Source organism: Synechococcus sp. UW140, from assembly GCF_900474295.1.
Taxonomy (GTDB): domain Bacteria; phylum Cyanobacteriota; class Cyanobacteriia; order PCC-6307; family Cyanobiaceae; genus Synechococcus_C.
The window spans coordinates 65,069-78,213 of record NZ_UCOB01000026.1 but is presented as its reverse complement, the minus strand read 5'-3'; the positions used below and the strand labels follow the sequence as shown (position 1 = coordinate 78,213).

At 60.8% G+C, this 13,145-nt stretch carries 9 protein-coding genes and 1 tRNA gene; 3 read left to right on the top strand and 7 right to left on the bottom strand.

Annotated features, from left to right (window positions below; translation table 11 throughout):
* Position 1: 1 nt before the first annotated feature.
* From fusA to DXY10_RS11085, 5 genes are all read right to left on the bottom strand, one after another.
* On the bottom strand, positions 2-2,077 hold the full coding sequence (gene fusA / locus DXY10_RS11105; RefSeq protein WP_115019337.1) for an elongation factor G: 2,076 nt from the start codon (positions 2,075-2,077) through the stop codon (positions 2-4).
* 86 nt (positions 2,078-2,163) lie between these two features.
* Complete coding sequence (gene rpsG / locus DXY10_RS11100; RefSeq protein ID WP_115019335.1) at positions 2,164-2,634, bottom strand: 30S ribosomal protein S7; 471 nt, start codon at positions 2,632-2,634, stop codon at positions 2,164-2,166.
* Between the two features lie 74 nt (positions 2,635-2,708).
* Positions 2,709-3,083 (bottom strand): 30S ribosomal protein S12, encoded by a 375-nt coding sequence (gene rpsL / locus DXY10_RS11095; protein WP_115019334.1) that lies wholly within the window; start codon positions 3,081-3,083, stop codon positions 2,709-2,711.
* 75 nt (positions 3,084-3,158) lie between these two features.
* Positions 3,159-3,485 carry an AIR synthase gene (locus DXY10_RS11090; RefSeq protein ID WP_115019332.1) on the bottom strand — a complete coding sequence of 109 codons (327 nt, stop codon included), beginning with the start codon at positions 3,483-3,485 and terminating at the stop codon, positions 3,159-3,161.
* Between the two features lie 27 nt (positions 3,486-3,512).
* A complete protein-coding gene (locus tag DXY10_RS11085; RefSeq protein ID WP_115019376.1) occupies positions 3,513-5,207 on the bottom strand; it encodes a phosphodiester glycosidase family protein in 1,695 nt (564 codons plus the stop codon).
* Positions 5,208-5,324: 117 nt separating this feature from the next.
* Here DXY10_RS11085 and gltB point away from each other — a divergent pair, with 117 nt between their 5' ends.
* Both gltB and DXY10_RS11075 read left to right on the top strand, forming a co-directional pair.
* The gene (gene gltB / locus DXY10_RS11080; protein WP_115019331.1) at positions 5,325-9,932 is read left to right on the top strand and encodes a glutamate synthase large subunit; all 4,608 of its coding nucleotides are present in this window, start codon (positions 5,325-5,327) and stop codon (positions 9,930-9,932) included.
* A 12-nt stretch (positions 9,933-9,944) separates the two neighbouring features.
* Positions 9,945-10,253, top strand: a complete 309-nt coding sequence (locus DXY10_RS11075) for a YciI family protein (RefSeq protein WP_115019329.1) — start codon at positions 9,945-9,947, stop codon at positions 10,251-10,253.
* Positions 10,254-10,299: 46 nt separating this feature from the next.
* Here DXY10_RS11075 and lipA read toward each other — a convergent pair whose 3' ends face one another.
* On the bottom strand, positions 10,300-11,169 hold the full coding sequence (gene lipA / locus DXY10_RS11070) for a lipoyl synthase (protein WP_115019374.1): 870 nt from the start codon (positions 11,167-11,169) through the stop codon (positions 10,300-10,302).
* A 27-nt stretch (positions 11,170-11,196) separates the two neighbouring features.
* Between lipA and DXY10_RS11065 the strand changes: the two genes are divergently transcribed.
* A tRNA-Pro gene (locus DXY10_RS11065) sits at positions 11,197-11,270 on the top strand.
* Between the two features lie 21 nt (positions 11,271-11,291).
* On the opposite strand, the gene cobJ is transcribed toward DXY10_RS11065, so the two are convergent.
* Positions 11,292-13,073: a precorrin-3B C(17)-methyltransferase gene (cobJ, locus tag DXY10_RS11060; RefSeq protein WP_244282277.1), complete on the bottom strand. Its 1,782-nt coding sequence runs from the start codon at positions 13,071-13,073 to the stop codon at positions 11,292-11,294.
* Positions 13,074-13,145 lie beyond the last annotated feature (72 nt).

Below are 13,145 nucleotides of genomic sequence, written 5' to 3'. Positions count from 1 at the left end.
ATCAGGAATTGCCCTGATTCTTGGAGATGATGGCCTCTGCCACATTGCGAGGAACATCCTCATAGTGGCTGAATTCCATCGAGAAAATACCCCGACCCTGGGTCATGGATCGGAGCTCGGTGGCGTAGCCGAACATCTCAGCCAAGGGTACCTTGGCCGAGACCTTTGACGTGCCATCGTCAATCGCCTGACCTTCGACCTGGCCTCGACGGGAGGAGAGGTCGCCAATGACCGAGCCAAGGAAATCCTCGGGGACCTCAACCTCGACCTTCATCATCGGTTCAAGCAGCACAGGATTGCACTTCTTGACCGCATCTTTGAAGGCCATCGAACCGGCGATTTTGAATGCCATTTCCGATGAGTCCACATCGTGATATGAACCATCGACCATGGTGACTTTCACGTCGATCATCGGGAAACCTGCAATCACGCCGGATTCGCATGTTTCCTTCATGCCCATTTCGGAGGGCTTGATGAATTCCTTGGGAACGACGCCGCCAACAATCTTGTTGACAAATTCGAAGCCGGATTCGGGCTCGCCGGGCTCCATTTCGATCACCACGTGGCCGTACTGACCCTTACCGCCGGTCTGGCGGGAGAACTTGCCCTCGCCCCGTGACGCGGCACGGATGGTTTCGCGGTAGGACACCTGAGGAGCGCCGATGTTGGCCTCCACCTTGAATTCACGGAGCATCCGGTCGACAAGGATTTCCAGGTGCAGTTCGCCCATGCCAGCGATCACGGTCTGACCTGTTTCCGAGTCGGTGCGCACGCGGAAGGTTGGATCTTCCTCGGCCAGAGACACCAGGGCTTTGGAGAGTTTCTCCATGTCACCCTTGGTCTTCGGTTCAACCGCAACGGAGATCACCGGTTCGGGAACGAACAGGGTCTCGAGAACGATCGGGTCGTCAACAGCACAGAGTGTGTCGCCGGTGGTGGTGGCCTTCAGGCCGAGCACAGCACCAAGATCTCCGGCTCGCAGTGCATCAACCTCTTCGCGGTCGTCCGCCTTGAGCACCACCAAGCGCGAGATGCGCTCTTTACTGTCTTTGGTGGAGTTCAGGACGTAACTGCCCTTCTCAAGGACACCTGAGTACATCCGCACAAAGGTGAGCTTGCCGTAGGGATCGGCCATCACCTTGAAGGCAAGGGCGCTGAAAGGGGCTTTGTCGTCGGAAGGACGAACGGCTTCTTTGCCGTTGGGAAGCACACCTTGAATCGGTGGAACGTCCACAGGAGCCGGCAGGTAATCAACAACGGCGTCGAGGACGAGCTGAACACCTTTGTTCTTGAAGGCTGAGCCGCAGAGCACAGGCACCAAACCATGCTTCAAGACGCCTTCGCGGATGCCGCGTTTGAGCTCTTCAATACTGAGCTCTCCAGTTTCAAGGAATTTCTCGATCAGAGTCTCATCGTTTTCGGCAACTGTTTCCATCAAGACGTTGCGCCACTCATCAACCTCATCCTTCATGGAGGCAGGCACATCGGTGACTTCGATGTTTTGGCCGAGATCGTCCTTGTAGATATGCGCCTGGTTGGCTACCAGGTCGATGATTCCACTCAGCTCACCTTCAGCGCCGATCGGAAGCTGGATCGGTACGGCGTTGGCCTTGAGGCGATCCTTGATTTGGCCATGGACCTTCAGGAAGTCGGCGCCGGTGCGGTCCATCTTGTTGACGAACACCATGCGGGGCACGGAGTAACGGTCGGCTTGACGCCAGACAGTCTCTGACTGGGGCTGAACACCACCCACTGCACAGAAGACGGCGATCACACCGTCGAGGACCCGCATGGAACGCTCCACCTCAATGGTGAAGTCCACGTGGCCAGGGGTATCAATGATATTGATCCGATGGTCGTTCCAGCTGGTGGAGATCGCAGCGGCGGTGATGGTGATGCCCCGCTCACGCTCTTGGGCCATCCAATCGGTGACAGCTGCACCGTCGTGCACCTCGCCGATCTTGTGCACCACACCGGAATAGAACAGAATCCGTTCGGTCGTGGTGGTTTTGCCCGCGTCAATGTGGGCGGCGATACCAATATTTCTGACGCGTTCCAGGGGAAAGGCGCGAGCCACAGAAAACTCCGGGGTGGGGCGTAAAAAGGCGGTGGAGATCCTACAGGTCCGTCCCGGAACTCAGTGGCTTCCGGGACGACTGGGGATCAGTAGCGGTAGTGGGCGAAGGCCTTGTTGGCTTCGGCCATCTTGTGGGTTTCTTCGCGCTTGCGAACGGCATTGCCAGCCTCATTGGCGGCATCCATCAGTTCGCCGGCCAGCTTCTGAGCCATGCTGCGGCCGTTGCGGGAGCGGGAGAAGCTCACCAGCCAGCGCAGGGCCATGGCCGTGCCGCGCTCTTGGCGAACTTCCATCGGCACCTGGTAGGTCGCACCGCCCACCCGCCGGGCACGGACCTCCACCAAGGGAGTCGCATTCTTGACTGCGGTTTCGAACAGTTCGACCGGATCTCCGCCGGTGCGCTCGGTGATCAGGCCAAAGGCATCAGACAAAATCCGCTGCGCAGTGGACTTCTTCCCGTGCTTCATAAGGCGGGCCACCATCATTGTGGCCAGGCGATTATTGAACTGAGGATCGGGAAGGATCGGGCGCTTGACGGCGGCGTTACGGCGTGACATGAACTGTCAGTGGATGGGAAATGGATACTGCAAATGGATGGATTGGGAGCGCTTGGGGTGCACGCCCTCACGCATCATTCCTTGGGCGCCTTGGCGCCGTACTTGGAGCGAGATTGACGTCGGTCCTTGACGCCGGCGGTGTCGAGTGTGCCGCGAATGATGTGGTACCGAACACCGGGAAGGTCTTTGACCCTGCCACCGCGAATCAGAACCACAGAGTGCTCCTGGAGGTTGTGGCCGATGCCGCCGATATAGGCCGTGACTTCAAAGCCTGAGGTCAGGCGCACACGGGCCACCTTGCGCAGGGCCGAGTTGGGTTTCTTCGGAGTGGAGGTGTACACACGTGTGCACACCCCCCGGCGCTCAGGGCAGGAACGAAGAGCGGGCGATTTGGTCTTCGCCTTGACGCTCTGGCGTTCGTTACGGATCAGCTGTTGGATGGTTGGCATCGACGGTCGGTTTGCGGCCGGAGTCCCGACCTGATTCGACAATCCACCACCATACCGGGTCGCCTGCCCCTTTCCTTACAGGCGGGTGAAGGCGCTGCCGCAGGCGCAGTTGCGGATTCCGCTGCGGGCTGTGATCAGAAAGCCACCACCACTTAGATCGCTGCGGTAGTCGAGGCAGAGGCCTCCCAGCTCGCTCACCTGCGCGGCGGGAGCATGCAGGGTGAGCCCGTCGCCGCGGGCCACAGGCACCCCCCCCAGGGAACCCGGCTGAAGTCGGATCACATGACGTTCGCAGTGCCCAGAAACCAGATCGAGGTGCATCTGTCCGGCCGTGCCAGCAACAGCAGCCTGGCGGCCGAGCTCTGCTGCTGCGGATGGAGTGATCTGCAGAGTGGCGCCCATTGGACTGGGGTCAGACAGACATCCGCGTTATTTTGGCACCAGCCCAAGGCCGTTCTGCACTCTGGGGGCCATACCGCGGCCGGTCATCACCAGACGGTTTGCCACTAACAGGGAAGTGGAGCTGCCGCCATCCAGGTTGAGGGCATCGGTGATGCCCAGCTGGCGCAGAGCCAGGCTGCTCTCCAGCAGGGTTGGATCGCTGCTGCCAGCTCCTTTCAGTGTCATGAGCCAGAGACGCTCTTTGTCCTGAGCAACCACCGTCCGCGGTGCTGACAGGGCGAGGAAGCCGGCGCTGAAGCCTTCCTGGCGACCGTTGAGAACCACACGACCGTTTTGCAGCAAGAGGGGGCCTCCTCCGAGTACCTGAGGCTGATCGCCCACAGGATTTGAGCTGCTGGTGCGGATCGTGACCCGTTGGCCAGGGCGGGCCGGCACCGGTGCGCCCCCACGGGCCACGACCAAGTCTCCTTTGAGAGGGATTGGCACCCCTCTTGTCAGTGCGGCGTTGTTGTGCAGAGAACGAACGTCTCCGTCAATGACGGTGATCGCCTGCTCTCTCCCGCTCAAGGCTCGATAAACAGGGCCCCAGGCGTGGTCATAGCGGCTCAGTCCGCGCTGCACATAGCCACTGTTCAGATGGCCGAGGCCCCAGCGCTGCCCGCCTTCAACAATCAGTTCTTGATTGAGGCGCAGACGGCCAAAGTAAAGACGGTTTGTACCGTTCCAGCCGATCGCTCCGCGGTTGAGAATCGGCCCGGAAAGCCAGTTGCCGTCGATCCTCACCGCTCCAAGGGGTAATTGGCGGATGCGGTTGAAAAATCCTCCGTTGATCGCGAACACGGCGCCTGCAGGTTGGGCGAGTTGGTTGAGGAAGCGGAGCCCCTGTTGACCACTCCTCGGTGCGAGTGGGCGTAGCTCTAGCCCCTGACTGTTGGGATCGGTTCCGACTCGGTAGATGAGTAGGGGCTTGACTCCCACCTTCACCACCCGTTTGTCCAGAACCAGCCCTTGCCGCACGAAGCGCTGAATCGCAGGGTTGAGCAAGGGCGCAGCTAGTGGGTCGCGACCGATCGCAGCACCCCGGTTCCTGCTGCTTAGACCGTCCAGAACGATCCGCCATGGGCTGGCCAGGGTCAGAGTCGACAGTGTCGTGCCCTGGCCGCTCAGGGTCAGGCTGCTACGACTTCGCTTCGGACGTAATCCCATCGCCCGCAGTTGCCCGTCCTGCGTTGGGGTTGAACGGAGTCCAAGGACTAGATCGTTGCCCTCCCTTTGCAGCAAGGCCGGTCCACTGAGATCCATCACCAGCCGGTTTGCGGTGCTGCCTTTGCCTCTGCGTAGGCGGATCACCTTGGGCGCCGGAAGTCTGATGGCGAGGGTGTCGCCGGTTCGCTCGAGCTTCACGCCTACGGCGCTCAGCCAACCACTTACCTCGATGGCGACTTCGTCATCAATCGAGCGCTGGGTCAAGCTCCGAAGCGAGGCCTTGTGCCCATACCATTCGAGCTCCTCACCATCTCTAGCGTTGTTTCTCTGGAAACCGAAACGGGCGACGAGGACATCCAGAGGCAGCCAGATCTGGTCGGGCTTTTGACGATCACTGCCGATCCAAAGCCAGGGCGTTTTGATCTCCGATCCGGCCAGGCGCAAGCTTGAGCCCTGGACGGGGCTAACGGCACGGACTTCGGGGATCGGGGCGGGTGGTGGCGGCGGCGAAACCATGGATCGGACGCTAGCCGGATTTTTGTGCAGCACCACGCGTCCTTAGGATCATCAATCGCGTCAGCGCCGCCGCTGGGTCTTTGCGTCTGCGGCTGACGTCCGATTCGACCGAAGGACATGACCCAACTTTCCGACTCAGCCTGGCCCCATTGCGATACCCCAGCTCCTGAAGCCGTGGCCGGAGAGAAGGATGCCTGCGGTGTGGGTTTTCTGGCCCAGCTGCAGGGAGAGGCCAGCCATTGGCTGCTTCAGCAAGCCCTTCGAGGCCTGGGCTGCATGGAACACCGCGGCGGCTGTGGCGGGGATGGAGATTCTGGTGATGGCGCCGGTGTGCTCTGTGGCATCCCCTGGGACTATCTCAAGGCTGTCTGGCCGGAGGCTGCTGCTTCTGGGGATGGCCGCGGCCTGGGAATGCTGTTCCTTCCATCCGATCCCAGTCGTCGTGAGCAGGCTCAGACGTTTGCCGCTGAGGAGGCTGCAGCCCTTGGTCTCCAATCCAAGGGCTGGCGTGAAGTGCCGGTTGATTCAGCTGTGCTCGGTCCTCTCGCGCGTGAGACGGCTCCCTCGATTCACCAGTGGCTTGTTGAGGGCGAGCAGGCTGGAGATGCCCTTGAGGCCCTGTTGTTTCGCCTGCGGCGCCGTCTGGGCGATCGTGCCCGCAAAGCCTTTGGTGCCGAAGGGGCAAGAGACCTTTATGTCGCTTCGCTGAGCAGTCGCACCGTTGTCTACAAAGGCATGGTGCGCTCTGAGGTGCTGGCGGCTTTCTATGCCGACCTCCGCGACGCTCGCTTCGCGGTGAGCTTTGCGGTGTATCACCGCCGTTTCAGCACCAATACCCTTCCTCGCTGGCCGCTGGCTCAGCCGATGCGACTGCTTGGCCATAACGGAGAGATCAATACCCTTTTGGGCAATCTCAACTGGGCCCGTGCTTCCGAGGCCCAACTCAGCCAAGTGTGGGGCGATGCCGCGGCTGACTTGAACCCTGTGGTGAATCCTGCCTTCAGTGATTCCGCCAACCTCGACGCCAACCTCGAGTTGATGGTGCGCAGTGGGCGTTCGATCACCGACAGCCTGATCACGTTGGTCCCCGAGGCCTTCCGCAATCAGCCCGATCTCGAATCTCGTCCAGACGTGACGGCGATGTACGAGTTCAATGCCGGTATCCAGGAGCCCTGGGACGGTCCGGCCTTGTTGGTGTTTGCAGACGGCAAGCGTGTGGGTGCCACTTTGGACAGGAACGGTCTGCGCCCAGCCCGTTGGTGCACCACCAGCGACGGCTTTGTGATCATGGGGTCGGAAACCGGCGTGGTGGATCTGAGCGACAAGACCGTGGTGAGTCGTGGTCGGCTCGGCCCTGGCCAGATGCTCGCTGTGGACCTTGAGCGGGGTGAACTGCTCGACAATTGGGCCGTGAAGGAAGATGCTGCCGCACGCCATCCTTATGGCAGCTGGCTACAAGAGCATCGCCGCAATCTTGACTCGCAGCCTTGGACGGACGACAGCCAGCTGGCCGATCTCGACCTGCTGCGTTTGCAGACTGCAACCGGTTTCACCGCTGAAGACCTCGAGCTGGTGATCGAAGACATGGCAGCGGCTGCCAAGGAGCCCACCTACTGCATGGGCGACGACATTCCCCTAGCAGTGCTCTCGGACAAGCCACATCTTCTCTACGACTACTTCAAGCAGCGCTTCGCTCAGGTCACCAATCCGCCGATCGACCCTCTGCGCGAAAAGCTAGTGATGAGCTTGGAGATGCATCTGGGTGAACGGCGGCCGGCTCTCTGTCCGCAGCCTGAGGCCGCTGCCTTGGTGCACCTTGATTCACCTGTCCTGAACGAAGCCGAACTGGCCGCTATCGCCAATCAGGGACTGCCCTCGCGCCATCTCTCGACTCAGTTTGATCCGACCCTCTCGGCCGAGGCCTTGCAGGTTGCTCTGGATCAACTCTGTGCTTCCGCTAGCAGTGCTGTGGAGCAAGGGGCTCAGATTCTGGTGCTGAGTGACCGCGTGGCTGCTCAAGGTCAGCCCGCTCCCCTGGCGGCAACAGTGGCAGCCCTTCCGCCTCTGCTGGCTGTTGGTGCCGTACACCATCACCTCTTGCGAGCGGGGCAACGCCTGAAGTGTTCTTTGGTGGTTGACACAGCGCAGTGCTGGAGCACCCATCATTTGGCTTGCCTGATCGGCTATGGCGCCAGCGCCGTCTGCCCTTGGCTCACCTGGGAGACCATCCGCCATTGGCTGGTTCATCCCAAGACCCAGAAGCGGATCGAGCAGGGCAAACTTGAGGCCCTGACTGCGGCCAAGGCTCAGGCCAATGTCCGCCTTGCTCTTGAGAACGGTCTTCGCAAGATTCTCTCCAAGATCGGCATCTCCCTTTTGGCGAGCTATCACGGGGCTCAGATCTTCGAAGCGATCGGTCTTGGTGCCGATGTGATCGCGCGTGCTTTCACAGGCACAACGAGCCGAGTCGCGGGTCTCTCCCTTCAGGAATTGGCTCGCGAGACCCTGCTCCTTCATGCGAAGGCCTTCCCAGAGCTCAACCGCACCAAGCTCGAGTTCATGGGCTTTGTGCAGTACCGAACTGGTGGGGAGTACCACCTCAACAGCCCGGAGATGTCTAAGGCGCTCCATAAAGCTGTCAAGGAGGGCCCTGGCTACGACCACTTCTCGACCTATCGCACCCTGCTGGAGAACCGTCCGGTCACGGCCCTGCGCGACCTGCTTGAGTTCAGGACTGCTGCCACGCCACTGCCCCTGGACCAGGTGGAGAGTGTGCAAAGCATCTGCGAACGGTTTTGCACGGGTGGCATGAGTCTCGGGGCGCTGTCGCGGGAGGCTCACGAGGTCTTAGCCGTGGCCATGAATCGCATCGGCGGTAAAAGCAACAGTGGCGAGGGTGGAGAGGATCCGGCCCGTTTCAAGGTGCTTGCCGATGTGGACAGTGAAGGTCGATCAGCGACCCTGCCTGCCATTCGGGGCCTCAGCAACGGGGATACGGCCTGCTCGGCGATCAAGCAGATCGCTTCAGGGCGGTTTGGTGTGACCGCCGAATATCTGCGCAGTGGTCGACAGCTCGAGATCAAGGTGGCTCAGGGTGCCAAACCCGGTGAGGGCGGCCAGCTGCCTGGACCGAAGGTGGATGAGTACATCGCCTGGCTGCGGAATAGCAAGCCCGGTGTGGCTCTGATTTCTCCGCCTCCCCATCACGACATCTATTCGATTGAGGATCTGGCGCAGTTAATTCACGATCTCCATCAGGTGCACCCCAGTGCCAGGGTGTCGGTCAAGCTCGTGGCTGAGATCGGTATTGGCACCATCGCCGCAGGCGTTGCCAAGGCCAATGCGGACGTGATCCAGATCTCCGGTCACGATGGTGGTACTGGTGCCTCACCGTTGAGTTCCATCAAGCATGCGGGAGGACCATGGGAACTTGGTCTCACCGAGGTGCATCGCAGCCTGATGGAGAACGGTCTGCGTGATCGTGTCCTGCTGCGTGCCGATGGTGGCCTCAAGACCGGCTGGGATGTCGTGATGGCTGCGCTCCTCGGTGCAGAGGAGTTCGGTTTCGGGTCGGTGGCGATGATCGCGGAGGGCTGCATCATGGCCCGCGTTTGTCACACCAATAATTGTCCAGTGGGTGTTGCGACCCAGAAAGAAGCTCTGCGCAAGCGCTTCACAGGACTCCCCGAGCATGTGGTGAATTTCTTCTTGTATGTCGCCGAGGAGGTGCGCCAGCTGATGAGCGTGCTTGGAGTGGCAAGCCTTGAGGAGCTGATCGGTCGCAATGATCTGCTGAAGCCTCGTGCGGTGAGCTTGGCCAAGACCAAGTCAGTGGATCTCACCACCTTGTTGGCGCCAGTTGTTGGTAGCAACAGTCGCAGCTGGCTGACGCATGCGGCTTCGGCTCATGGCAATGGACCGACTCTTGAAGATCAGTTGCTCGCTGATGCCGAGGTGATGGCGGCGATTCAGACCCATGGGTCTCTTTCTCGCACCCTCGAGATCGTCAACACCGATCGCAGCATCGGTGCCCGATTGGCCGGCGAAATTGCGGCCCTTCACGGCAACCGTGGTTTTCAGGGAGAGTTGCAGCTTCATTTCCACGGAGCGGCAGGTCAGAGCTTTGGAGCCTTTCTGGTGCAGGGAATGGATGTTCGCCTTCAGGGCGAAGCCAATGACTACATCGGCAAGGGAATGAATAGTGGTCGCATCGTTCTCGTCCCGAATCCCGGGACAGCATCCCCTGGTGAACAAGTGATTCTCGGCAACACGTGTCTTTATGGCGCCACCGGAGGGGAACTGTTTGTGCATGGGCGAGCCGGTGAACGCTTCGCGGTGCGCAACAGCGGTGCTCGGTGCGTCGTTGAGGGTACGGGCGACCACTGTTGTGAATACATGACTGGCGGGGTGGTGGTTGTGCTGGGCAGCACGGGCCGCAATGTGGGTGCTGGGATGACCGGTGGTGTGGCTTTCATCCTTGATTCCAATGGAGGTCTCACTGACCGGGTGAACCACGAGATCGTTGAGGTTTGCCCTCTAACGACGCGTGAACAGGAGGCCACTCTGAAAGGGTTGCTCGAGGCTTATGTGGCTGCCACGGGCAGTGAGAAAGCCGTGGCTCTGCTGGCCGATTGGTCAGCAGCTAAGGAGCGCTTCAAACTGTTGGTTCCTCCGAGTGAGCGCGCTGCCATGGGTCTGCGTGATCAGGCTGCAGTGGCCGCCTGATCACGCAGACCCATGGCCTGGTTCATCAAGCAGGAGATTTTCACCGATGCACTGACGGCGTTACCGGTTGAGGAGCGACGCGTTCACCTCAGCGATCATCGTCAATGGGTCGAGACCCAGCGCTCCTCTGGTGTGCGTATGGCCAGTGGTTTCCTGGTGGACGGTGAGCACAAACCCGGTGGTGGTGGTCTGTTGTTGTTTGAAGCCCCCAGCTATGCCTCTGCCCTGGAACTGATTCGCCAGGACCCGATGATTTGCCGCGATTTGGTGACCTGGAGCTTGCATGAATGGGTCCCGGTGTCAGGGGAGCTGCAGGCGTGACGTTCGCGATCCCTCGGAGTGGTTGGGTGCGTAGATCGGAGACCGCTCAGCGGGGATGGGCTTGCATGAGGCGTTGGACCTCACCGGCGTGGTAGCTGCTGCGAGTCAGAGGTGTGCTCACCACCTGCAAAAAGCCGAGTTCTTTCTCGCCGTGTTGGCGGTAGTGCTCGAACTGCCCGGGTGTGACGAAGCGGTCCACCGGCAAGTGCTTGGGGCCAGGGGAGAGGTACTGGCCGATAGTGACGATGTCCACTTGGTGGGCACGTAGGTCTTGCAGCACCTCGATGACTTCCGCATCGTCTTCGCCAAGGCCCACCATCAGGCCTGATTTTGTGTAAGCCCGGGGCCAGTTATCTCGCACCTGCTGCAGGAGTTCGAGAGAGCGCTCATAGAGGCCCTGGGGTCTGGCTTTGCGGTAAAGCCTGGGCACGGTTTCGATGTTGTGGTTCAGCACGTGAGGCGCTGCGTTCATCACAGTGGCCAGGGCCTCCCAGTTGCCGCAGAAGTCAGGGATCAGCAGTTCGATCGTGGTCAGCGGTGAGCGCTTCTTCACCTGCTGGATGCATGCCACGAATTGGGATGCGCCGCCGTCGTCGAGGTCATCTCGGTTCACCGAAGTGATGACGACATGCTTGAGGCCAAGGCGTGCCACCGCTTCGCCGAGTCGTTCTGGTTCTGTGGGATCGAGCGTGCGCACGCTCTTGTCGAAATCGATGTCGCAGTACGGGCAGGCCCGGGTGCAGCCGGGCCCCATGATCAGAAAGGTGGCCGTGCCTCCTGCAAAGCACTCGCCGATATTGGGACAACTTGCTTCCTGGCAAACGGTGTTCAGGTTCAGGTCGACAAGCATGTCGGCCACGGCGCCAATGCGCTCCCGTTGTGGTGCTTTGACGCGCAACCAGTCTGGTTTCTGCAGGGAGGTCATCTTCTAAAGTCCCGTCATCGGGATGTAGCGCAGCTTGGTAGCGCACTTCGTTCGGGACGAAGGGGCCGCAGGTTCGAATCCTGTCATCCCGACTCCACTGTCATGAGGATTGCTCAAGTCAGTTCGGCCCCTGGGTAACCACGTGGTGTGACCAGTCGTCCATCTGATTGCCGGCTGGTGCTGTTGCCGATCACCAGCACAGTGAGCATGTCGACGGCGTCGACAGGCAGTGTCCCAAGCGCATGAAGCTCGACGCTTTCTTCGCTGCGCCCGAGTTGACGGGCCAAAGCAACGGGGGTGGTCAGATCCCGGCCGCTGAGCAGGATCTGGCGTGCGCGTTCCAGTTGCCAGTCTCGTCCTTTGGAACGGGGGTTATACAGCGCCACGACAAAATCTCCGTCAGCGGCTGCCTGAAGCCGCTTCTCGATCACCTCCCATGGAGTGAGACGATCACTGAGGCTGATGGTGCAGAAGTCATGCATGAGCGGGGCTCCGACCCTGGCTGCAGCCAGTTGAAGGGCGGAGATCCCCGGATGCACCTCGAAGCGGGGGCGCTCCTGCTCAGGCAGCGATAGCCAAAGTTCTAGAGCCAGGCCTGCCATGCCATAGATGCCGCTGTCGCCTGAAGACACCAAGGCGACTCGGGCACCCTGACGCGCTAGCTCCAGGGCCTGGAGACACCGGTCTCGTTCGCGGGTTAATTGGCCATCCAAACGCACTTGATCGTTGCGCCGCAGGGGCTCCAGCAGGTTGAGGTAGAGGCCGTAGCCAACCCACGACACGCAGCGGCTGAGGGCTTGCTTCGCATCGGCAGTGAGCAGAGTCAGGTCGCCGGGGCCGCTGCCAATCAGATGCAGTTCGCCGCGTTGGGGCGCGAAGGGCTCCATCGCTTCGGCGATGGCCACGGTGGCGGCTCCGCATTCATTGGAGTCCTGAGGCTTTTCGATCAGTTTCGAGAGCCGTAGATGGCCTCTCTCTCCAGCGGCAAGCAACGCTGCTGCTTCTGCCACCGAAGCTGTTCCCATTTCGGCGGCGACCACCGCTGATGGTGTGGGTACGTCAATGGAGGCGAGGGCTTCTGGGCTGTTCAGTCTCAAGGGCCAGCCCTGCTCTGCAGCGAGCTTCAGCAGTGCAGGTTCATCACCCTTACGCTCGATCGTGCTCAGGCCCGCCACGGCTTCCGGCGCCAGGCCTGCTTCCGCTAAGCCTCTGTGAATCGCCCGTTCGACCAGGCTGAAACTGGTGTTGCGCTCACACCCCACCCCAATCCAGAGGACGGGAGGATGCCAACAGCAGACGCCTGAGCTGGAGGAGGAGCGCCGCTCTGCTGTGATTTGCAAACGGATTGTGGCCAAGGCCTCAGCGCTCTCTTCGCTGTCACCATCAGGCGCGTTCTCCACAAGTGCAGCCGCTGCGCTGCAAAGACGCCAGTGTTGGCTGCCGCTTTGCTGCCTGAAGCTGATCGGATGCCCCTGGGCCTGCTCGACCATGAGGGCACGCCAGGCGCCGATCTCGCCTCCAGGACGCCAGCCCCAGTCGCGACCAAAGGCATCGAGGGGAAGTCGTCTCTGGCTGGCGCAGTCGCCTGTGATGACGGCGATGGCGCCAAGAGCCGCTGCCAGTTCGTAGGCGAGGGCTTCCGCTCTGGCCTGATGTCCGCCCAGTAGCGGTACCACCACGCGGGCTTCGGCATCCAAAACAAGCACAGCAGGATCTGTGGACTTGCTTGCAATCAGAGGGGCGATCAGACGGGTGACGGCTCCTAAAGCCCCGATCACGACCACCGTGCCCCGCCAATGCTGCTCCAGTAATGCAGCTCCGCTACCGCGGATCAGATCCGCTGGAGGGGTCTGGATCGCTTCCGCTGCCTTGACTGTTAGGGCGATCTGCTTCACATGACCAGTCTTTTGCAGTCGTTGAAGCAGAGGCAGGGCACTGCACGACAGCCCCAGCGCGAAACCGCTTTG